The following is a 21,093-nucleotide window of genomic DNA, read 5'->3' as shown; positions in this document are numbered from 1 at the left end:
GCCGGTCCGCGACGACCTGACTCAGCCGCCGACCGGGTATCGGACGCCATCGGCTGCCCATCCCTACGGGATCACGCCGCGCAGGGAACAGTCGAAGCCGCTCGATTACATGAATAAGCGCGGTACCGGAGAATAAGGCTTTCCGAAAATTAATCGGTCGCCGGATTCCGAGGGCTTCCATTTCGGCCTTGCCAGCCCAGATTGGCTCATGGCCTGCCGCTTGCTTCGCAAGACAGGGACCCTTGTGAGAACATTTATGATCTCTCGACGATTATTTGTTGCCGCCGCCGCGGCGACAACCGGCGCCTTCCTTCTCGGTGTTTCGCCCAATTACGCTTCGTCCGGACCGGACGTCTCTCACTTCAAGCTCGCCAATGGCATGGAGGTCGTGGTCATTCCCGACCGGCGCGCGCCCGTCGTGACTCATATGGTCTGGTATCGCGTCGGTTCTGCGGACGAGCCGGCCATGAAATCCGGGATTGCCCATTTCCTCGAGCACCTGATGTTCAAGGGCACTGAGAAGAACCCCGCGGGGCGTTTCTCGAAAGTCCTCGCAACGATCGGCGGTCAGGAAAACGCATTCACCTCGAGCGACTATACCGGCTACTTCCAGCGCGTCAGCCGCGACCGGCTCAAGATGGTGATGGAATTCGAAGCCGATCGCATGACCGGTCTCAAGCTGACCGACGAGGTCGTGCTGCCCGAGCGCAATGTCGTTCTCGAGGAGCAGAACAGCCGGGTCGCCAATTCGCCCTCCGCAAAGCTCGGCGAAGAGGTGATGGCCGCGCTGTTTCTCAACCATCCTTATGGGCGGCCGGTCATCGGCTGGCGCCATGAGATCGAGAAACTCACCCGTCAGGACGCCATCGATTTCTATAATCGCTGGTACACGCCCAACAACGCCATCCTGATCGTCGCCGGCGACGTCACTGCCGATGAGGTGAAGGCGCTCGCCGAGGAGACCTACGGCAAGGTTGCGCCGCGCGCCGAGATCGGCCCGCGCGTGCGACCGCAGGAGCCTGAGCAGCGATCGGTGCGCACCGTTACCTTCGCAGATCCGCGCGTGACGCAGCCGAGCCTGCAGCGAAGCTATGTCGTGCCGTCGGCCGCCACGGCAAAGCCCGGCGAATCCGAAGCGCTGGAGGTGCTGGCGCAAATTCTCGGCAGCGGCACCAACAGCCGTTTCTATTCCAAGCTTGTGATCGAGAAGCCGTTGGCGACATCGATCGGCGCCTGGTACCAGGGCTCGGCGCTCGACCAGACGCGGTTCGGCATTTACGGCACGCCGCGCAGCGATGTGTCGCTGAAGGATCTCGAAGAGGCGATGGATGCGGTGATCGCCGAAGTCGCCGAGACTGGCGTGACCAACGACGAACTCGAGCGCGCCAAGGTCAAGCTGGTCGCCGACGTGGTTTATGCTCAGGACAGTCAGGCGACGATGGCCCGCTGGTATGGCGTGGCGCTGACCACCGGCCTCACCGTCGAACACATCAAGACCTGGCCCGATCGCGTCCAGAACGTGACTGCGGATCAGGTGCGCGAGGCCGCCAAGACGTGGCTCGACAAGCGCCGGTCCGTCACCGGGTATCTGGTCAAGGAGCCCGCCAAGCCCCAGGAGCGCCGTTCATGATTTTCCAGCGCGTGTCCGCTGCGTTCGGGGCCGCCGCCATCGGCGCCTCTCTCCTGTTCGCGCCGGTGCCGGCCGCGGCGACGACGAAGATCGAGCGCGTGATCAGCCCCGGCGGCATCGAAGCCTGGTTGGTGCGCGAGCCTTCGGTGCCGCTGATCGCGATGGAATTCTCGTTCAAGGGCGGCGCCAATCAGGATCCGGAAAACAAACCCGGCGTGTCCTACATGATGGCGGCTGCCCTCGATGAGGGTGCCGGCGACATGGATTCAAAGGCGTTCCAGGCGCGGGCCGAGCGCAGCGCGGTAGAGATGTCCTTCCGGGCCAGCCGTGACGAAATTCGCGGCACCCTCAAGATGCTCAGCAGCAAGCAGGGCGAAGGCTTCGAATTGCTGCGGCTGGCGCTTAACCAGCCACGCTTCGATCAGGAGCCGGTCGAGCGGATTCGCGCCCAGATGCTCACTGCGCTGAAACGCGAGACCACGAGCCCCAACGAAATCGGTTCGCGCTTGTGGTGGCGCACCGCTTTCCCCAATCACCCCTACAGCCTGCCGACCAATGGCACGCTGGACTCGGTGCCGACGATCACGAGGGACGATCTGACGGCCTATGCGGGCGCGGTCCTTGCGCGCGACAACCTGAAGGTCGGCGTTGTCGGCGATATCGATGCCAAGACGCTCGGCACAATGCTCGACCAGGTGTTCGGATCGCTGCCGGCAAAGGCGCAATTGCGGCCGGTGAAGCAGGTTCAGCCCGAGGCCGTCGGCCGGCGGCTGGAGGTGCAACTCGACGTGCCGCAGACCGTGGTCGCCTTCGGCGGGTCGGGGATTCCGCGCAAGGACCCGGATTTCATCCCGGCCTTCATCGTCAACCATATCCTCGGCGGCGGATCATTCTCCTCACGGCTGTACAGCGAAGTGCGCGAAAAACGCGGGCTCGCCTATTCGGTCTATTCCTATCTCCTGCCGCTCGATGCTGCCGCTTTGTTCATGGGCGGGACGCAGACGCGGGCCGACAAGGCCGAGGAGACCGTCGGACTGATCGAGCAGGAGATCAAGCGGCTCGCCGAAAATGGTCCGACGCTCGACGAGCTTGAGCGCGCGAAGTCGTATATCCAGGGCTCCTATCCGCTGAGCTTCGATACGTCGACGAAGATTGCGGCCCAGCTGGTGCAGCTGCAGGTCGACGATCTCGGCATTGATTACTGGGAACGGCGCAATGCGCTGATCGACGCCGTCACGCTGGATGACGTCAAGCGCGTGGCGCGCCGTCTGTTGAACGGCGGTGTGCTGTTCACCGTCGTTGGCCGCACACAGCAGGCTTCGACTGCCAAGCACGGCGGCTGACCGTCATCCCGGGTTCGCGCTCCCGGTTTGTATGTGACCGAGAGCGCGACGGTTCGCTTCGTAGGCGCGGTCGTATTCGATGATGCGGGCAACGTCGTGCAGCGCCGCGTGTCCGTAAGTCTTGCCGATCAGATAGAGCATTGCGTCGATCGCCAGCGACACGCCGCCGCCGGTGACGACACCACCATCGTCCACCAATGCAGCGGCTTGCGCCCGTACGGCAGGCGCAAGCGCGGACAGCTCTGCCAGCGGAGCGCTCGCTTCGTTGCCGACCGCGGAGCGCCTCGTGGTCGCGGTCCGCTCATCGAGCAGCCCGGCAGCGCCAAGGATCATCGCGCCGGTACAGACCGAGCAGACTTCGCGGGAGGGTGCTCTACGCAGGAAATCGAGCATGACCGGATTGGTGGTTTCGCGGCGCCAACCGGGGCCGCCGCAAACCACAATCGCGTCGCAGGGCGGTGCATCCGCGAAGCCTGATTGCGCAATGACGGTGAGCCCGCCAGCAAGCGCCACGGGACCTGCCTTTTCCGCAATCGTCACCGCTTCGATCGCCGGCAACACGCGGCGCGCCATGGAAATCACGCCGACGGTGCCACCGATGTCGATCGGTTCGACACCCTCATAGATGACGATGCCGAAGCGGGCCTGAGCGGTGAGATCCAGCATCCAGCGTCTCCGCGCGGTTAAGGACGGTCAGCGTTTATCGTGCCGCGTGCGCGGCAGACTCCGTGCAAAGGGCACAAGACTTGTGCAACCTCCGATGTGCAACTGGTATGCCGGTTGCAGCGGCCAAAGCAGCCGGGGCTCCTCGAACCGAGAGACATCCGATGCATCGCCGCAAGTTTCTGGCCCTGAGCGCGGGCGGAATCGCCACGACAGCACTCGCAGCCCCCGCAATCGCGCAATCCACGCCAACGATCCGCTGGCGGATGACGTCAAGTTTTCCCAAGAGCCTCGATATCACCTATGGGGCTGGCGAGACCTTCGGCAAATACGTGTCCGAACTGACCGACGGCAAGTTCGTTATCCAGCAATTCGCTGCGGGTGAAATCGTGCCCGGTTTGCAGGCGCTCGACGCTGTCCAAAACGGCAGCGTGGATGGCGCGTATACGGGCCTCTTATTCTACATCGGCAAGGACCCGGCCTTTGCGCTCGGCGCGGCGGTGCCGTTCATGATGAACCCGCGCGCACAGCACGCCTGGTATTATTACGGCGGCGGGCTCGACCTGACCAACGAATTCCTGGCCAAGTACAACGTGATTGGCTTTCCCTGCGGCAATACCGGGATGCAATGGGGCGGCTGGTTCCGCAAGGAGATCAGGAGCGTCGCTGACCTCAAGGGACTGAAGATGCGGATTGCCGGATTGGCCGGCTCCGTCGCTTCGAAGGTCGGCATCGTCACCCAACAGATCGCGCCGGGTGACATCTATCCCGCGCTCGAACGCGGCGTGATCGATGCGGTGGAATATATCGGCCCATACGACGACGAAAAGCTCGGCTTCTATCGTGTCGCCAATTTCTACTACACGCCCGGCTGGCAGGAGGGCGGCACGGTGTTTCACAGCGTCTTCAATGCCGAGAAGTGGAATTCACTGCCACCACTCTACAAGAAGGCGATCGAAGTCGCGGCGCAGGCCACCACCACCTCGATGCTCGCGCATTATGACGCCAGGAATCCGGAAGCGCTGGCACGCCTTGTCGCCTCGGGCGTGAAGGTGTCGGTGTTTCCGCGCGACGTCATCGATACGATGTACAAGGCGTCCGAAGAGATCTACGCATCGATCATCGCGACCAACCCTGCTTTCGCAAAAATCTACACATCGCAGAAGGATTTTCGCGACAAGAACTACAGCTATCATCAGGCGGCCGATTTCCAGTACGATCTGATGATGCTGCAAATGAAGCGCACCCTGGCGCAACGATAGGAGCTTGCAATGAGCGCGGCTGATGGTTTCGATCCCGATACGATCAGCTACGTCACCTCCTTCGAAGACATCGTGGCGCGGCATCCGGCGCCGATGCTGCGGGCCACCGGCAAGGTGTTGCCCGCGCTCGATCGCCATTGCCGCGCCATGATCGAACGTTCGACCTTTTGCGTGATCTCGTCATTCGGTCCGTCCGGTGCCGATGTCTCGCCGCGCGGCGATCCTCCGGGCTTCTGCCGCGTTCTCGATGACAAGCACCTGTTGTTGCCCGACCGCATCGGCAACAACCGGTTCGACACGATGGGCAATCTGTTTCACAATCCCGCAATCGGCATGCTTTTTCTCGTGCCGGGGATGGCAGAGGTCCTGCGGATCAACGGGACGGCGCGGATCACCGACGATCATGCCTTGCTCGCGCCTTCGGCGGTGCGCGGCAGCGTTCCCAAGGTCGGCCTCCTGATCGCGGTCAAGGAGGCTTACCTGCACTGCGCCAAGGCGGTGAACCGGGCGAAGCTCTGGGACCCCGCAATGCACATCAACCGCGCTGAGCTGCCGAGCTACATGGATATGCTGGGCGATCAGGTCGACGGCCTGACGAGAGAGGACAATCTGCGTCAGGATGCCGAGATGGCGCGGCGCGGCATGTATTAGGCAGGATGCGCGATCGCTTCGGTGAACGAACGCGCCAGGCTCGAGAGTTACGCGGCAACGATCTCGTCATCGGGATCGGCATCGCGCCGGCGTTTCGCACGCCATCGCCGGGCCTGCAGCCGTTCGGGAATCGCCAGCATCGTGTCCAGAATGCCGGACCAGCGCTCGGCCCGCGCAAGCTCGCGGTCAAGGGCGGCCATCGTGCGCGCGAGGCCGGGGTCGTCATCATTCGCCCAGACCGACAGCACGCGCACATAGAGCAGCGTCAGCGCTTGTGCGCGCAGCGCGCCTTTCGGCCCCGCCACCGAGATGCCGGCCGCCGTCATCATCCAGCCCATCGACTGCGCCGCGAGGGCATTCATCACCAGCGCCAGCGGCGGATTGCAAAGCGCCGAACGCATCAGGGACCGGATCGCCGGCTTATGCGCGGCATGCGCGTCGAGACGCCTCATGAGCACGTCGAAGAGCCGCTCGCGCGCCGGCTCCTCGCCCATATTCGACGCATCGGCAGACAGGACTTGGCGGTCGATGTCCTTCATATGCGCCCTCAGGATGCCGACCGTGGAGGAGAAGACGCCGCGCAACTGCGCAAGGGTCAGGCCGGCCGCCTTGGCGATGTCGGCGATATCGATGCGCTCGAACGGCTTCTCTGCGAGCAGGTTCAAGAACGCTTCGATGGCCTTCGCGCGCGCACTGGCTTCGGTCGGGGCAGGATTGGAGGCGTCGGTCATGGCGGGTTCCCGTTCACGGTCCAGCTTTATGTAGGCAGCCAGCGCGGCGCTTCCATGGCCCGGGCCCGAACCTATCCGGCCAGTTCGCGGGACCGTTTCGCCGCCTCGGCCACGGCCTTCCGCATCAGCGGATCAAGGCCGTCTGCCGCCATCAATACCGCCAGCGCCGCTGCGGTTGTGCCGGCGGGGGAGGTGACGTTCCTGCGCAGGGTCGCCGGATCGAGCGGCGATTGGCGCAACAATTCACCGGCGCCGGACACGGTTTCACGGGCGAGCTTCGCGGCAAGCGGTGCGGGCAGCCCGGCCTCAATCCCGGCCTTGGTCAGGGTTTCCGCGAGGAGGAACACATAGGCCGGCCCCGAACCCGACACCGCGGTGACGGCATCCATCAGGCTCTCGTCGTCGATCCACTCCACGGCGCCCGACGCCGCGAGGAGGGCGTGCGCGCGCTGTCTTTGCTCAGGCGTGACCGCGGCGTTCGGGACGGCGACGGTGATGCCGCGCCCGATCGCGGCCGGTGTATTCGGCATGGCGCGCACGATCGAGGCCTTGGGCAGGGCCTGCTGCAGGAAGGCGAGCGTCTTGCCGGCCATGATCGAAAGGACAAGGGTATCGGCGCCGACCATGGCAGCTTCCGACGGCATCACATCGGAAGCAACTTGCGGCTTCACGGCCAGAACGATGGTGGAGATGTTGGTCACCGCTCCGGCAGGCGGATTGAGCACGACGCCTTTCATCGACAGCGCGGCCAATTCCTCGGACGGATGCGGCTCGACCACGACGACATTCCGTGGGTCGAGGCCGAGCGCGAGCCACCCGTCCAGCATGGCGCCGCCCATCTTGCCGGCGCCCACGAGGGCAACAAGGCCGATATCGTCGAGACGGGTTTTGTCGGATCTGGTCATCGAAACGCTCACACGGTTTGCCTCCCCCTGAAGGGGGCGGACGGTTTGCAAGCGTAGTGCAGCAAATCGGGTGGGGGTCAACCTGGTCTGTAAAGACCGTCTCCCCACGCGCCTCGAGGCGAAGGGAGTTCGGGAGCCGAATTCCGAGAGGTTAAGCCTCGCCGGAGGTTTCGAACATCGCGGCGTCGAGTGCCTCGCGTGCGGACTTGCCGGCCCAGAGCACGAACTGGAAGGCGGGGAAATACCGCTCACAGGTGTCGATCGCGGTGCTGAGCACCGCCTTGCATTGGTCGTCGGTGGCCTCGGCCCCGCCGGTGAGCACCAGCGCGTGACGGAACATCACGAGCCCGTCGTCCGACCACAAGTCGAAATGACCGATCCACATCTGCTCGTTCATGTGGGCGATCAATTGCTGCACTTCATTGCGGCGACGTTCGGCAACCTTGAGATCGAAGGCGCAAGCCAGATGCAACGCTTCGAGGTCGCCCATCCATGTGAACGACACCTGGTAATCGTTCCAACGGCCCTTGATCAGGAGATTGATCTCGTCGTCGCCGGCGCGCTCGAATGCCCAGTCATTGACTGACGCGATACGCTCAACAACATCGAGCGGGTTGCTGTGCGTCGTCTCGGTAAAATCAGTCAATGCCATCTTCATCCGCCGCCTGCGAGGCTCTGCGCTGGACCAACGCACGCGTACTGTATTGCCGCGAACGGACATTCCGCCGCAGCGCGAATCCGGCATCGCCGGATTGACTCGCGATCACCGAATCACTTGGCCTCTCGACTATAGCCGCACGGATTCCGCACAACCAAGCCAAGAATTGATCGCTTGAGTCCTCGTCGTTGATTTTTTGAATCGGGGCAATGTGGGCGGCGGCAATGTCCACAAAGGGAGCCGCGTCACTTTGACTCAATGCACAGGCATTTGCCGGACGACGTCATTTCGACATCTGATGCGCCGCGTGCCTTGTCAACGCGGCGATGTCGCGAAGGTCAGTCGAACAGACTCGACACCGACTCTTCATGCGCGGTGCGGCCGATGGCTTCGCCAATCAGACTCGCGATCGGCAACACGCGGATGTTCGGCGCGTCCTTCACAGCCTTGGTCGGCTGGATCGAGTCGGTGATGACGAGCTCCTTCAGCCGCGATGAAGTGACACGGGCGACCGCGCCGCCCGAAAGCACGCCGTGGGTGATGTAGGCGTAAACCTCAGTCGCGCCCTGACCGAGCAGCGCGTCGGCGGCGTTCACCAGCGTGCCGCCCGAATCCACGATGTCATCGACCAGGATGCAGGTGTGACCGGCGACGTCACCGATCACGTTCATCACTTCCGACTCGCCGGCGCGCTCACGCCGCTTGTCGATGATTGCGAGCGGCGCGTTGATGCGCTTGGCCAGACCGCGCGCGCGCACCACGCCGCCGACGTCGGGTGACACCACCATCAGATTGGCGAGCTCGAAACGCTCCTTGATGTCGCGCACCATGACCGGCGAAGCGAAAAGGTTGTCGGTCGGGATGTCGAAAAAGCCCTGGATCTGACCGGCATGCAGGTCGAGGGTCATGACGCGGTCGGCGCCGGCACGGGTGATCAGGTTGGCGACGAGCTTCGCGGAGATCGGGGTGCGGGGACCCGGTTTACGATCCTGCCGGGCGTAACCGAAATAGGGCAGCACCGCCGTGATCCGACGCGCCGACGAGCGCCGGAGGGCGTCGATGATGATCAGCAGCTCCATCAGGTGATCGTTCGCCGGGAAGGATGTGGACTGCACCACAAACACGTCGGCGCCGCGCACGTTTTCCTGGATTTCGACGAAGACCTCCATGTCCGCGAAGCGGCGCACCACCGCCTTGGTCATGGGCAATTTGAGATAATTGCAGATTTCGGCCGCAAGCGCTGGATTGGAATTTCCGGCGACGAGCTTGATCGCTCCGTTTTTCGCCATCCCTTCTCCTCATTGGTGATCGGCGCGGTGCGGCCTTATGGCGCGCCGGACTGATACAAGCCGGGTCACGGTTCCGCAAGTTCGCGGAATTTGTTCTCCAAGGTGATTTACCGTCACCGCAGCGGAGCCGCGGAAGCGACGCGGCCGCCCCGCTCCGAGGGTTCCGGCCTTGCCGGACGCTGCGCAGCGGGCGGTGGCGGTGGCGGGGTGTCGGAGGCCGTGGACGCGACCGCAGAACCTGGAGAGTCCGGCCCACGGAAATAGACCGAAAGCTGCTCCATGCCATTCCGGGCGGCCCGCGCCAGCACCTCGTCGCTGACTGCCTGCCAGGCGTCGCGGCCGGCCTTTCCGGCCTTTTCGTCGCCGCTGATGCGCATGACGCGCTGACCATCGGAATCGTAGACTTCCCACAGCCAGGACATCGTTGCCTGCCGGCCGCGGGTCCAGACCGAGGCGTATCCCTTGATGCGATAGGGCGCGAAGCCTTCACGGGTCACCACGGGGATTTTGCGAGCCTCCGCCTCATCGCCCAGCTTGCGGACGTACCGATCGAAAACCGGGGCAGGCAGCCCATCGATCCGGTCGAAGGCGACGGTCGAATGCTGGCCGCTCTGCAGGCTGCCACCTGTCGTTGTGCAGGCCGCAACCGAGCAGGCAAGTGCAAACATGCCGACGATGCGCGCCGACAGCCAAATCATGACACCCCCATCCGGCAGGGGGACTCTGCGGTCCCTTCAGCCAGGTGAGAGTCCGTAGCGGGAATTCCTTGCCCGGTCCAGCGGGTCGCCCCTGCCGCCGGACGGCTATTCGCCCAGTGCGATCGCGTTCACATGCCGCCCGTAATCGGGCTCCCCCCGGTGGGTGGAGCGACGGTAGCTATAAAAGCGGTCGGGGTCCGAATAGGTGCAGATTCCGAGATCCTCGAACCGCTCGATCCCGTTTCGCGCGACACGCGAGGCGATGAATCCGGGCAGGTCGAACATCGCGTGGCCCTTGCGCGCGGCCGGCGCAAAAAACTCCGCGTGGCTTTCGTCCTTGCGCAGGAATTCGTCGACGAATGTTTCGCTCACTTCGTAATTCTGCTGCCGGATCAGCGGACCCAATGCCACCGTCATGCGGCTGCGATCGGCGCCCAGCGTCTCCATGGCGGCGATCGTGGCCTCGATGACGCCCGTAAATGCGCCGCGCCAGCCTGCATGTGCGGCACCGATGACGCCGGCCTGCGCATCCGCGAAAAGCAGCGGTCCGCAATCGGCGGTGCTGACGCCGATGGCAAGCCCTGGCGTCTTCGTCACGATGGCATCGGCGCGCGGCCGGTCTTCGACATTCCACGGCCGGTCCGCGATCACGACCTGCGGCGAGTGTATCTGAAAGGCGGTGATCAGCCGGTCGGTCTCGACGCCGAGCGCCTTCGCCATCCGCGCCCGATTTTCCGCGACATGCGCGGCGTCGTCCTGCGAACCGACGCCGCTGTTGAGACTTGCATAGATGCCACGGGACACGCCGCCTTCCCGCGTGAAGAACGCGTGGCGGATGCCGTCCAGCGCGGACAATGAGGACGCGTGAACTTTCATGCCGGAGCAAAACCTGGAAGCGTGTCGAGTTTCGGGTCGCTGATCGCCAGGACCTTGAACAGCTCGCCCATGCCGGTTTTTCCTGCTTCGGTCAGCCGCTCGATGCCTTTTGTGATGTTTGCCGCCTGTTCGTCGGTGGCTCCGCGTCGCAACGCGTCTCCGCGTGCGTCGATCCCGAGTTCGCGCAGGAAACGCGCCTGCGTCACCGGACCATGGATAGCGGCGCCAATCGCCGCGGCGGCCTCACCAAAGGCCGCGAAATCGACATGCGCGGTGATGTCCGCCATCCCCGGAGCGAGCAGGGGGTCGGAAAAGTTATGCGCATTGACCGCCTGCAGGGTTTCGCCGAGATCGCTTTCGATATGGCCGTAATCGATGAGGAGTGCTGCGCCGGTGTTGCGCACGCGCCGCGCGATGTCGAAGGCGAAGATGTCATTGCGCCATTCGAAGATCGCGCCAACGGGCGCATCCTTGATCTTCTTCGGCATGAAGCGCTCGAATCGCGGCAACGGATCGGGCGCGAGCCCCAATGCGAAGTCGCCGTTCGCATTCAACCCGACCACGCGCTCGTGCCAGCCGTCGCTCTGCTTCACCACCTGGTGGACCGGCAGCGCGTCGACATATTCGTTGGCGAGGATGATGGACGGTCCTTCCGGGACGCTCTCAAGGTCGCGATGCCAACGGATCGGCACGTCGAAATCCTTGAGGTTCTCGCGCTGCAGCCGCTCCAGTGTCGGGCTGATTTCAACCATCTGCACCGACAGCGCGTCTCGGAATTTCGGCAGAACCTTCGCCGCGCGAAGCGCGTCGCGCATCATGGTGCCGCGACCGGGCCCGAGTTCGATCAACTGAACGGGTTCAGGCTCACCCAGCATTCTCCAGACCGAGAGAGCCCACAAGCCGAGCAATTCGCCGAAGGTCTGGCTGATCTCAGGCGAGGTGGTGAAGTCGCCATCGGCGCCGAACGGATCGCGCGTGATGTAATAGCCGTATTTCGGATGCGTCAGGCACAGCGACATGTAGCGTGCGATCGGCATCGGCCCGCTCACGGCGATGAGGCGGCGGATTTCCTTTTCGAGCGGTGAGGGCTCGCTCATGCGGGTTGGCTTCCAAGTGCGGGACGTCGCATCGCATTCCATACAAAGGCTATGCCAGCAAGGAAAAGCGGGATCGACAGCAACATGCCCATCGTGAGTCCGCCCCACAGGAAGCCGAGTTGCGGGTCGGGCTCGCGGAAAAATTCGCAGAACGAGCGCGCGAGCGCATAGACGATGGCGAACAGGCCGATGGTCAGCCCCGGCCGCCTCAGCGCGCCGAGGCGCACCGCGATGGCGAGTACGACGAAGAGGAGGAGCCCCTCCAGCGCGGCTTCGTAGAGCTGGCTTGGGTGGCGGGGCAGGGGCCCTGCGCCGGGGAATACGATCGCCCAGGGCACGTCGGTTGGACGGCCCCACAATTCACTGTTGATGAAGTTCGCGAGGCGGCCGAGGAAGAGACCGATCGGTCCGGCCGCGCAGGTCAGGTCGCCGAGCGACAGAATCGAAATGCCGCGGCTGCGGGCGAACAACAGGACCGCGGCGACGCACCCGGCAAAGCCGCCATGGAACGACATTCCGCCGCCCCAGATCTGGAAGATCTCCAGCGGGTGCGCGGCGAAATGCGCCGGATTGTAGAACAGCACATAGCCGAGGCGACCGCCGAGTATGATTCCGAGTGTCACCCAGACGATGAAGTCGTCGAAATCGGTGACCGAGAGCGGCGCGCGCCCGCCCCACAGCGCCTCGTTGCGGATCAGCATCCGGGCATAGACCCATCCGAGCACGATGCCCGCGATATAGGCGAGCGCATACCAGCGGATGGCGAACGGTCCGATGCTGATGAGAACCGGATCGATGTCTGGGAAAGGCAGGGCCAGAATCGGCATGGTGTCGTCCGCTCCTCGAGGCCGCCGCGCTTGCAGGGCCGGGGCCGCTACGCCATATCACATCGAGGCGTGATCGGAAGGAGCGCACCATGACTCAGACATCTGGCCGGTTCTTCGACGAGATCGCACGGCTGATGAACGACGCAGCCGGCGTGGCGCAGGGCGTCCGGCGGGAATTCGACACGCTGTTCAAGACCCAGGCCGAGCGCTGGTTGCGCGACCTCGACCTCGTCAAGCGCGAGGAATTCGAGGCGGTCAAGGACATGGCCCAGCTGGCCCGCGAGGAAAACGAGGCCCTGAAGGCCCGGATTGCCGCCCTGGAGGCCAAGGTGGGGATCACCTCCGGGGCTCCGGCCGGCAAGGATGACCAGCCGGACATCAGCGACATGCGCCTGGACGGCTGAAAACGGCCCGGCCCGCCCTGATTCCTTGCCAATCCGGCCTCCCGCCGGTATAAGCCCGCGCGACCGTGGCCCCCGCACCCCTGGAGGCTTGCCGCGGCCATTTCTCCACATCTGACAAGGACTATGCGCATGACCGCCGTGAAGGAAATCAAGGCGACGTTGCGCCCGAAGGCCGGCAAGGGGGCCGCCCGGGCAGTTCGTCGCGAAGGCCGTACCCCGGCCGTTATCTACGGAGCCAACGAAGCCCCGCTCGCGATCAGTGTCGATCACAACGACATCCGCACCAAAATCTATGCGGGCCACTTTCTGACCACCCTCTATGACATCGAACTCGATGGCAAAAAGCATCGGGTGATTCCGCGCGATTACCAGCTCGACCCGGTCAAGGACTTCCCGATCCATGTCGACTTCATGCGGCTGAGCGAAGGCGCGCTGATCCGCGTCAACGTTCCGGTCCATGTCCTCAATGTGGAGCAGTCGCCTGGCGTGAAACGCGGCGGCGCGGTCAACATCGTGACCCATTCGGTTCCGCTGCGTTGCCCGCCGGATCGCATCCCGCAGGCGATCGAGGTCGACGTCGCCGGACTTGAAATCAACAATTCCAAGCACCTCAGCGACATCAATCTCCCCGAGGGCGTGAAGCCGATCAGCAAAGAGGACATGACCCTCGTGACGATCGTACCGCCGTCCGGATATGCGGAAGAGCAGCGTCAGGCTGCCGAAGCCGCAACCACTGCCGCAGCCGCTCCGGCGGCGGGCGCTGCTGCCGCTCCTGCAGCGGCTGCTGGCGGCGAAAAGAAGCCTGCCGAAAAGAAGTAAGTTCGGCATCAGACAGGCGGCGGGGCGCTCGGCCCCGCCATCATCGCCATGTTCCTCCTGGTCGGGCTCGGCAACCCCGGCGCCCGCTACGCGGGCAACCGGCACAATATCGGCTTCATGGTGGTCGACGCGATCGCGAAGCGTCACGGCTTCGCGCCGTGGCGTCGGCGTTTTCAAGGTGTCGCCACCGAGGGAAACCTGGGTGGCCAGAAGACGCTGCTGCTCTTGCCGGGAACCTTCATGAACGAGTCGGGCCGCTCGGTCGCCGAAGCCGCGAATTTCTACAAGATCGGCCTCGACAAGATCGCGGTCGTGCATGATGAGCTCGACCTCGCGCCTGGCAAGCTGCGGATCAAGCGCGGCGGTGGCGTTGCCGGCCATAACGGCCTGCGCTCGATCTCCGCGCATATCGGCAATGACTACAAGCGCGTGCGCGTCGGAATTGGGCATCCCGGCGACAAGACTATCGTACATTCCTACGTGCTGTCGGACTTCGCGAAAGCAGAACGTACCGGCTGGGTCGAGACCCTGATCGACGCGGTGGCGGAACATGCCGGCCTGCTCGCGCGTGGCGACGACGCAAGTCTGCAGAACAAGGTGCATCTGGCGCTCGCGGCGAAGGGTTTTGACGACGGCAAGCCTGACAACGGCACAAACTGAACGGACTGGATCGAATTCATGGGCTTCAAATGCGGCATCGTCGGCTTGCCGAATGTCGGGAAATCGACGCTTTTCAATGCGCTCACCGAGACCGCGGCGGCGCAGGCCGCGAATTACCCGTTCTGCACCATCGAACCGAATGTCGGCGAAGTCGCCGTGCCCGATCCGCGGCTCGACAAGCTCGCGGCAATCGCTGGCTCGCAACAGATCATTCCGACGCGGCTCACCTTCGTTGACATTGCCGGCCTCGTGCGCGGCGCTTCGAAGGGAGAGGGGCTCGGCAATCAGTTCCTGGCCAATATCCGCGAGGTGGACGCGATCGCGCATGTCGTGCGCTGCTTCGAGGATTCGGACGTCACCCATGTCGAGGGCAAGGTCGATCCGATCGCCGATATCGAGACCATCGAGACCGAACTGATGCTCGCCGATCTCGATTCTCTCGAGCGGCGGGTCGATGCGCTCGAAAAGAAAGCGCGCGGCAATGATCGCGAAGCGAAGGAAACACTCGACCTCGTACAGCGCTCGCTCGCGCTGCTGCGCGAGGGCAAGCCGGCACGGCTGATCGAGCGCAAGCCGGAGGAGGAAAAGACCTTCGCGATGCTTGGCCTGCTCACGGCAAAGCCGGTCCTCTATGTCTGCAACGTCGAGGAAGAATCGGCCGCGACCGGCAATGCCCATTCGGAGAAGGTCGAGGCGCGGGCGAAGGCCGAAGGCGCGGTTGCGGTGGTGATTTCCGCCAAGATCGAGTCGGAGATCGCCGTGCTCTCTAAGGAGGAGCGTGTCGAATATCTCGACGCGGTCGGATTGAAAGAGGCTGGTCTCGATCGTCTGATCCGCGCCGGCTACGCGCTACTCGACCTCGTCACCTATTTCACCGTGGGTCCGAAAGAGGCGCGTGCCTGGACTATCACGCGCGGCACCAAGGCGCCGCAGGCGGCTGGCGTCATTCATACCGATTTCGAGCGCGGCTTCATCCGCGCCGAGACGATTGCCTATGACGATTACATCGCGCTCGGAGGAGAAGCGGGAGCGCGCGATGCCGGAAAGTTGCGTCTCGAGGGAAAGGACTACATCGTCGCGGATGGCGATGTGATGCATTTCCGCTTTGCCACTTGAGGGGCCTCGCAGTCAGGTCGCGCCGCGGTCGCGGATTGCGCCAAGGTGCTCCTGGATACGGAAGATCACCATCACGAGCTCGCAGACGATCCGTGCGAAAATGATCCCGGCGAGGACGAAGACCATCGAGAGGATCAGCAACAGCAGGCCGGCGAAGAAATTGATGGCCATCATCCCGAATGCTGTCAGGATCAGCGACAGTCCCGCCAGTGCCACCATTCCCAGGCACAGCCAGTAAAAGACCCGAATGATCGATGGTGTGATGAATCGGTCCCATTGCAAGAGTTCGATGAAATCCAGCATGGCAGGCTCTCTGCGGTTAGACCCGGCGCCATGCGTAAGGCTGCACCCGGCGATGCGTCGCGGTCAATGGACCGCGGTCCGAAGATTGACGAAGCTGGACCCCGCCGCTACCCAATTTACTCCATCAGTTTGGTGCGATCGGTCGTGATGAAGCTTTATTTTGAAGATTTCATCCCCGGCCACACGGCCGAATACGGGCCCCGCGTGGTGTCACGCGAGGAAATCATCGCCTTTGCCAGCCAGTACGATCCGCAGCCGATGCACCTCGACGAGGCGGCCGCGCAGAAATCCTTGCTGGGCGGATTGGCGGCATCCGGCTGGCATAATTGCGGGATCATGATGCGCATGATCTGCGACGCCTTCATCCTGAATTCGGCGTCGATGGGTGCGGGAGGGGTGGAGGAAGTCAAATGGCTGCGCCCGATCCGGCCCGGCGACCGGCTCACCTTGCGCTATACGGTGCTTGATGCTCGTGCCTCGAAAAGCCGCCCGGAGATGGGAATCGTCCGCATCTCCTACGAGATGATGAACGCCCATGGCGAATGCGTCATGACCATGGTGACGCCGGCGCTGTTCCGTCGCCGCAATCCGGGTGCGTCGTCATGATGCGGTTTTACGACGAACTTCGGATCGGCGATCGCGCCGAAATCGGTTCCCATCTGTTCACCGCGGAGGACATCAAGGCCTTCGCCGGTCAATTCGATCCGCAGCCCTTCCATGTCGATGAAGAGCAGGGCCAGCGTTCTCATTTCGGAGCTTTGGTTGCGTCCGGATGGCACACCGCATCGATGTGGATGCGAAAGCTCGTGGACTATCGGCGCCGCGAGGCAGAAGCGATGCGCAGCCGTGGCGAACGCATCCCCTGGGTTGGCCCCTCGCCGGGCTTTCGCAACATGCGCTGGCACCGGCCGGTCTTTGTCGGCGACACGGTGTCCTATGCATATGAAGTGATCGCGATGCGCGTGTCGGAATCCAAACCGGACCGCGGCATCGTGACAGTGCTCGCGTCCGGTCAGAACCAGCACGGTGCGCGCGTGATCTCTTTCGAGAGTCTGGCCTTTGTCGAAAGGCGCGATCCGACGCCGCCATGACCAATGCCGCCGCCGATAGCGGCGTCACGCGCCGCGACGAGACGCGCACGATGTTGGTGGCGTCCGGCGCTCATGCATTGCACGACGGCTATACCGACCTGATCTATGTCATGCTGCCGGTGTGGCAGGCCGAATTCGGCCTGACTTACGCCGCCATCGGCGCGCTGCGCGGCCTGTTTGCGGGCACGATGGCGAGCCTGCAGATTCCGGCCGGACACCTGTCGGAACGCTATGGCGCCGCGCTGATCCTCGCCGTTGGTACCGCGCTCACTGGCCTCGGTTATTGCCTTGCGGGCCTGAGCGGCGGTTTCGCGGCATTGCTTGTGGCCCTCTTGATCGGCGGCGTCGGCGCCAGCACGCAGCATCCGATCGCATCGGCGCTGGTCGCACGCGCCTTTTCCGGGTCGCGTTCGCTGAAGGCGCTCGGCGGTTACAATTTCGCCGGCGACATCGGCAAGATGACTGTCCCCGCCCTGGCGGCGGTGATGATGACAATGATGCCGTGGCGCCCGACGGTGATCGTGCTTGGCGCGGTCGGTTTCATTGCCGCGGTCCTGATCCTGTTGCTGACCCCGCGATTTGGCCCGGTCGTCTCAGCGGCAAAGCGAGAGGATCGCCACGCCGCATCGATCGAGCCGCCGCGTTATGCGTTTCCGACACTGCTTTCGATCGGGGTGATCGATTCAGCAACGCGCATGGGCTTTCTGACGTTTCTGCCCTTCATCCTCACCGGCAAGGGGGCGAGCCTTCCTGTCGTCGGGTTTGCCCTGACCCTCGTCTTCGCGGGCGGCGCGGTGGGAAAACTGGTCTGCGCCTTCATCGGCGCGCGGATCGGCATCATCAACACCGTCCTGCTGACCGAGATTCTCACGCTCGTCCTCATCTTCGCGATTCTGCCGCTGCCGCTTGAAGCGGCGATGGTGGTGCTTCCGATCCTCGGCGTGATGCTGAACGGCACCTCGTCGGTGCTTTACGGCTCGGTGCCTGAACTGGTCGCTCCCGAGAAACGCACGCGCGCCTTCGGCCAGTTCTACACCGGCACGATCGGTGCCGGCGCGATTGCGCCGATCCTTTATGGCTTTGTCGGCGATATCATCGGTCTGAATGGTGGCGTCGTGCTGGTCGGATTGATGGTGCTGCTCACGATGCCGCTGGCCTTCGCATTGCGGCCGGTCTTCGCTCAGCTCCAGTCGCCCACCGTCGCCTGAACCAGCGCCAGCGCCGCGACGGCCGCTGTGTCCGCGCGCAGGATTCGCGGACCGAGCGCCAGCCGGACCACGGACGGATGCGTCAGCAGCAGCGTCCGCTCGTCTTCGGCGAAGCCGCCCTCCGGGCCGACCAGCACCGCAAGCGGCGCGCCCTTGGGGAGCCGCGACAAGGCTGCGACCGGATCATGGGTCTCGGCATCCTCGTCACAAAAAATCAGAAAACGCCCGGCGCTCAGTCCGGCGATCGCATTGGCGAGCGGCAGCGGTTCACAGGTCTCGGTGATGGTCAGGATGCCGCATTGTTCCGCCGCCTCGATCGCATTCGCTTGCATGCGGTCGAGATTGATCCGGGCCGCCTGGGTGTGGCGGGTGATCACCGGCTGCAGCCGGGATGCTCCCAATTCCACGGCCTTCTGCACCATGTAATCGAGCCGCGCGTGCTTGAGCGGTGCGAACAGGTAGTGCAGGTCGCAAGCGCCGTGCTGCGGGCGGGTCTGCTCGGTCACAACGAGGAAAACGGACTTCTTGCCTTCGCGGGTGAGCTCCGCCCGCCATTCTCCGTCCCGTCCGTTGAACACCAGGACCCCGTCGCCGGCGTCCAGCCGCAGCACATTTGTGAGATAATTGGCTTGGCCCTTGTCCAAAGCGATCCGGCCGCCCGGGGCGAGGTCGGGCGCGACAAACAGGCGCGGGGTGCGAAAATCGTAGCGAGACATGGGTCCGAAATGGGTCCGATCGAAGCGGGGGCGCGAGGGGCAACTTTTTCGTAACGCGCCGAGCCTCTATGATGAAACTGAATCGTGACTTGCCGCCGTATCGCCTATTTTTCAGGCTTGGGATCACGGGGCACCCCGGAAGGCCGAGGGGCCGGGAGATCTGCAATGAGGCTAACAAGCCTGTCCGCCGCGCTGGCCTTGGCTACTTTCGCCGTGCCCGCGCTTGCCGGCGCCAATGACGTGCCGATCAGGCTGGCGCAAGCGCCCGTCGCGCCGCCGACCTCCGGCTGGTCGGCGCCCGGAGAATCGCGGCCGTCTCCGTCCTCGCAGCCGAGCTCCGGATGGGGTTCTCCAACGCAGCCTGTTGCCCCGCCGCCCTCGGCGGGCTGGAGTTCGCCCGCAGCGCCGCAGGCGGGACCCCCCGCGTCGTTCGGACCGGGCGGCGGTGGGCCGAGGCGCAATTGCATGGCGGAAATCCAGCCGCTGCTCGCCGATGCCGAGCAGAAGGGCAAGGCGATCCAGAAAGCTGCGGCGACCAAGCAGCAGCCGGTGGTGTGTCAGGCGTTCAAAAATCTCGCCGCCGCCGAGAGCAAGGTCATCAAGTATTTCGAGGACCACGGGGCCGAATGCGGCGTGCCGCCGGATGCCACGAAGGCCCGCAAGGGTAATTTCGCGAAGATCGTCGAGGTCCGCACCAAGGTCTGCGACACGGCCGCTGCCCCTGCGAAGCGGGCGCCCAGTCTGAGCGACGCGCTCGGAACCTCGAAGCTGCCGACCGTCACGACGGATACGCCGGCCGCGACCCGGCGCGGCAGCACCTTCGATACGCTCACCGGCAATCCGTTGACGCGATGAGCGGCACCGCCGGGCGTGTTGCCGATTCGACCGGAAACTGGGTCGATACGGCGGCGCCGGACTGGCTGAAACCCTATCTGCGTCTGGCGCGGCTCGACCGGCCGATCGGTTCGTGGCTGCTGTTGATGCCGTGCTGGTGGTCGGCCGGCCTGGCCGCCATCGCCGCCGGGCGACCGTATCCCGATCCCTGGCACTGCCTTCTGTTCTTCATCGGCGCATTCGCGATGCGCGGCGCCGGATGCACCTGGAACGACATCGTCGACCGCGATCTCGACGCGAAGGTCGAGCGGACGCGCTCGCGGCCGATTCCGTCCGGTCAGGTCAGTGTGCGGCTGGCCCTGGCCTTTCTGGTGCTGCAGGCGCTGGTCGGACTTGCGGTCCTGCTGCAATTCAATGCCTTCACGATCCTGATGGGGTTCCTGTCGCTGACGACGGTGGCGATCTATCCGTTCCTGAAGCGTGTGACGCACTGGCCGCAGATCGGCCTCGGGCTGGCTTTCTCCTGGGGCGCGCTGATGGGGGGGCCTGCCGTCTTCGGCCGGCTCGATCCTGCTTTCATCGTCCTCTATGCGGGATCGATCGCGTGGGTGATCGCCTATGACACCATCTACGCGCATCAGGACCGCGAGGACGATGCGCTGATCGGCATCAAGTCGACCGCGATTCTGTTCGATGAGCGCACCAGGCCGATGCTGGCGGCGTTCTACTCCGCCGCGGTGGTGCTGATCGGCATCGCTGGATGGCTGGCGGGCGCAGGTCTCGTTTTCGCGCTCGGCCTTGCCGCATTTGCGGCGCATCTCGCCTGGCAGGTCCGCAGACTGGACATCGGCGATCCCGCCCTTTGCCTGCGGCTCTTCAAATCGAATCGCGATGCCGGCCTCATCCTGTTCGGCGGGATGATTCTGGACGCAGCTCTTCGCTGACCGCGAGGGCGTGCACAGAACGTGACCGGCGGGTCGGCCTAGTTCCGTGCGATGATCTCGCGTTCACCCCGATGCACGACGCATGTGCCGGGATGCCGTCCGGGCTTGCGGCGCATCAGGATTGACGGGCGACGTTGTCTGATTGCGGAGCGGCGCCGCCTGCGCCGTGTGTCCTTCTCGATTTCCAGCGTTCGCCGCCCGGCGCTGACGAGGTGATTGGCACCGCTCGCGTCTCGCTGCCACAGGGGCAGACCCAACACGCGGCCCCAGGCGCGCCACATCATCGTTGCCTCGTCGAGCGGGGCAGCATCGAGCAGCGGAATCGACAAACCTGGATCGGAATGGTCGAGGATGATGGAAGCGGCGGG

At 64.1% G+C, this 21,093-nt stretch carries 25 protein-coding genes; 13 read left to right on the top strand and 12 right to left on the bottom strand.

Translation table 11 applies throughout. The features are described from left to right. The first annotated feature begins 256 nt into the window (after window positions 1-256). Window positions 257-1,630, top strand: a complete 1,374-nt coding sequence (locus VN004_RS05800; RefSeq protein ID WP_325607913.1) for a pitrilysin family protein — start codon at window positions 257-259, stop codon at window positions 1,628-1,630. Beyond that, window positions 1,627-2,973, top strand: coding sequence for a pitrilysin family protein (locus VN004_RS05795; protein ID WP_325607911.1), 1,347 nt, complete (start codon window positions 1,627-1,629; stop codon window positions 2,971-2,973). Before VN004_RS05800 ends, VN004_RS05795 begins: the two co-directional genes overlap by 4 nt. Before the next feature lie 3 nt (window positions 2,974-2,976). Here the strand turns inward: VN004_RS05795 and VN004_RS05790 are convergent, their stop codons facing one another. Continuing rightward, window positions 2,977-3,639, bottom strand: a complete 663-nt coding sequence (locus VN004_RS05790) for a DJ-1/PfpI family protein (protein WP_325607909.1) — start codon at window positions 3,637-3,639, stop codon at window positions 2,977-2,979. Between the two features lie 161 nt (window positions 3,640-3,800). Here VN004_RS05790 and VN004_RS05785 point away from each other — a divergent pair, with 161 nt between their 5' ends. Both VN004_RS05785 and VN004_RS05780 read left to right on the top strand, forming a co-directional pair. Then, the gene (locus VN004_RS05785; protein ID WP_325607907.1) at window positions 3,801-4,898 is read left to right on the top strand and encodes a TRAP transporter substrate-binding protein; all 1,098 of its coding nucleotides are present in this window, start codon (window positions 3,801-3,803) and stop codon (window positions 4,896-4,898) included. Window positions 4,899-4,907: 9 nt separating this feature from the next. Further along, on the top strand, window positions 4,908-5,549 hold the full coding sequence (locus VN004_RS05780; RefSeq protein WP_325607905.1) for an MSMEG_1061 family FMN-dependent PPOX-type flavoprotein: 642 nt from the start codon (window positions 4,908-4,910) through the stop codon (window positions 5,547-5,549). A 47-nt stretch (window positions 5,550-5,596) separates the two neighbouring features. On the opposite strand, the gene VN004_RS05775 is transcribed toward VN004_RS05780, so the two are convergent. From VN004_RS05775 to lgt, 8 genes are all read right to left on the bottom strand, one after another. Beyond that, window positions 5,597-6,280: a TetR/AcrR family transcriptional regulator gene (locus VN004_RS05775; protein WP_325607904.1), complete on the bottom strand. Its 684-nt coding sequence runs from the start codon at window positions 6,278-6,280 to the stop codon at window positions 5,597-5,599. A 71-nt stretch (window positions 6,281-6,351) separates the two neighbouring features. Then, a complete protein-coding gene (gene proC / locus VN004_RS05770; RefSeq protein ID WP_325607903.1) occupies window positions 6,352-7,185 on the bottom strand; it encodes a pyrroline-5-carboxylate reductase in 834 nt (277 codons plus the stop codon). Between the two features lie 151 nt (window positions 7,186-7,336). Then, window positions 7,337-7,837, bottom strand: a complete 501-nt coding sequence (locus tag VN004_RS05765) for a YbjN domain-containing protein (protein WP_325607902.1) — start codon at window positions 7,835-7,837, stop codon at window positions 7,337-7,339. Window positions 7,838-8,181: 344 nt separating this feature from the next. Further along, complete coding sequence (locus VN004_RS05760; RefSeq protein ID WP_325607900.1) at window positions 8,182-9,132, bottom strand: ribose-phosphate pyrophosphokinase; 951 nt, start codon at window positions 9,130-9,132, stop codon at window positions 8,182-8,184. 113 nt (window positions 9,133-9,245) lie between these two features. Further along, complete coding sequence (locus VN004_RS05755; protein ID WP_325607898.1) at window positions 9,246-9,830, bottom strand: hypothetical protein; 585 nt, start codon at window positions 9,828-9,830, stop codon at window positions 9,246-9,248. Between the two features lie 105 nt (window positions 9,831-9,935). Further along, window positions 9,936-10,706 carry a peptidoglycan editing factor PgeF gene (pgeF, locus tag VN004_RS05750; protein ID WP_325607896.1) on the bottom strand — a complete coding sequence of 257 codons (771 nt, stop codon included), beginning with the start codon at window positions 10,704-10,706 and terminating at the stop codon, window positions 9,936-9,938. Further along, window positions 10,703-11,803, bottom strand: coding sequence for a class I SAM-dependent methyltransferase (locus VN004_RS05745; RefSeq protein WP_325607894.1), 1,101 nt, complete (start codon window positions 11,801-11,803; stop codon window positions 10,703-10,705). The genes pgeF and VN004_RS05745 overlap by 4 nt, the downstream gene beginning before the upstream one ends. Next, a complete protein-coding gene (gene lgt, locus VN004_RS05740) occupies window positions 11,800-12,630 on the bottom strand; it encodes a prolipoprotein diacylglyceryl transferase (RefSeq protein ID WP_325607892.1) in 831 nt (276 codons plus the stop codon). Before lgt ends, VN004_RS05745 begins: the two co-directional genes overlap by 4 nt. An 89-nt stretch (window positions 12,631-12,719) precedes the next feature. Here lgt and VN004_RS05735 point away from each other — a divergent pair, with 89 nt between their 5' ends. From VN004_RS05735 to ychF, 4 genes are all read left to right on the top strand, one after another. Then, window positions 12,720-13,034 (top strand): accessory factor UbiK family protein, encoded by a 315-nt coding sequence (locus VN004_RS05735; protein ID WP_325607890.1) that lies wholly within the window; start codon window positions 12,720-12,722, stop codon window positions 13,032-13,034. Between the two features lie 129 nt (window positions 13,035-13,163). Further along, window positions 13,164-13,853, top strand: coding sequence for a 50S ribosomal protein L25/general stress protein Ctc (locus VN004_RS05730; protein WP_325607888.1), 690 nt, complete (start codon window positions 13,164-13,166; stop codon window positions 13,851-13,853). 48 nt (window positions 13,854-13,901) lie between these two features. Beyond that, complete coding sequence (pth, locus tag VN004_RS05725; RefSeq protein WP_325607886.1) at window positions 13,902-14,513, top strand: aminoacyl-tRNA hydrolase; 612 nt, start codon at window positions 13,902-13,904, stop codon at window positions 14,511-14,513. An 18-nt stretch (window positions 14,514-14,531) separates the two neighbouring features. Then, window positions 14,532-15,629, top strand: coding sequence for a redox-regulated ATPase YchF (gene ychF, locus VN004_RS05720; RefSeq protein WP_325607884.1), 1,098 nt, complete (start codon window positions 14,532-14,534; stop codon window positions 15,627-15,629). A gap of 12 nt (window positions 15,630-15,641) precedes the next feature. On the opposite strand, the gene VN004_RS05715 is transcribed toward ychF, so the two are convergent. Beyond that, on the bottom strand, window positions 15,642-15,932 hold the full coding sequence (locus tag VN004_RS05715) for a DUF4282 domain-containing protein (protein WP_325607882.1): 291 nt from the start codon (window positions 15,930-15,932) through the stop codon (window positions 15,642-15,644). 147 nt (window positions 15,933-16,079) lie between these two features. On the opposite strand from VN004_RS05715, the gene VN004_RS05710 reads away from it, so the two are divergent. The 3 genes from VN004_RS05710 to VN004_RS05700 are packed head-to-tail and all read left to right on the top strand — an operon-like array spanning window position 16,080 to window position 18,231. Next, window positions 16,080-16,538: a MaoC family dehydratase gene (locus VN004_RS05710; RefSeq protein ID WP_325607880.1), complete on the top strand. Its 459-nt coding sequence runs from the start codon at window positions 16,080-16,082 to the stop codon at window positions 16,536-16,538. Further along, window positions 16,535-17,023, top strand: a complete 489-nt coding sequence (locus tag VN004_RS05705) for a MaoC family dehydratase (protein ID WP_325607878.1) — start codon at window positions 16,535-16,537, stop codon at window positions 17,021-17,023. The genes VN004_RS05710 and VN004_RS05705 overlap by 4 nt, the downstream gene beginning before the upstream one ends. Beyond that, window positions 17,020-18,231 (top strand): MFS transporter, encoded by a 1,212-nt coding sequence (locus VN004_RS05700; RefSeq protein ID WP_325607876.1) that lies wholly within the window; start codon window positions 17,020-17,022, stop codon window positions 18,229-18,231. The genes VN004_RS05705 and VN004_RS05700 overlap by 4 nt, the downstream gene beginning before the upstream one ends. On the opposite strand, the gene VN004_RS05695 is transcribed toward VN004_RS05700, so the two are convergent. Then, a complete protein-coding gene (locus tag VN004_RS05695; protein ID WP_325607874.1) occupies window positions 18,204-18,947 on the bottom strand; it encodes a 16S rRNA (uracil(1498)-N(3))-methyltransferase in 744 nt (247 codons plus the stop codon). The genes VN004_RS05700 and VN004_RS05695 overlap by 28 nt on opposite strands. Window positions 18,948-19,112: 165 nt before the next feature. On the opposite strand from VN004_RS05695, the gene VN004_RS05690 reads away from it, so the two are divergent. Then, window positions 19,113-19,802: a hypothetical protein gene (locus VN004_RS05690; protein WP_325607872.1), complete on the top strand. Its 690-nt coding sequence runs from the start codon at window positions 19,113-19,115 to the stop codon at window positions 19,800-19,802. Then, entirely contained in the window at window positions 19,799-20,725 is a 927-nt protein-coding gene (ubiA, locus tag VN004_RS05685; RefSeq protein ID WP_325607871.1) for a 4-hydroxybenzoate octaprenyltransferase, read from the top strand. The genes VN004_RS05690 and ubiA overlap by 4 nt, the downstream gene beginning before the upstream one ends. A 38-nt stretch (window positions 20,726-20,763) precedes the next feature. Here ubiA and VN004_RS05680 read toward each other — a convergent pair. After that, window positions 20,764-21,093 (bottom strand): DUF6101 family protein (locus VN004_RS05680; RefSeq protein WP_325607870.1); only part of this gene is annotated, 330 nt, incomplete at its 5' end.

Origin of the sequence: Pseudorhodoplanes sp. (assembly GCF_035565855.1) — a bacterium.
In the GTDB taxonomy this organism is placed as follows: Bacteria; Pseudomonadota; Alphaproteobacteria; order Rhizobiales; family Xanthobacteraceae; genus Pseudorhodoplanes.
The sequence above is the reverse complement of the archived record's forward strand: the minus strand, read 5'-3'. Positions and strand labels throughout refer to the sequence as shown.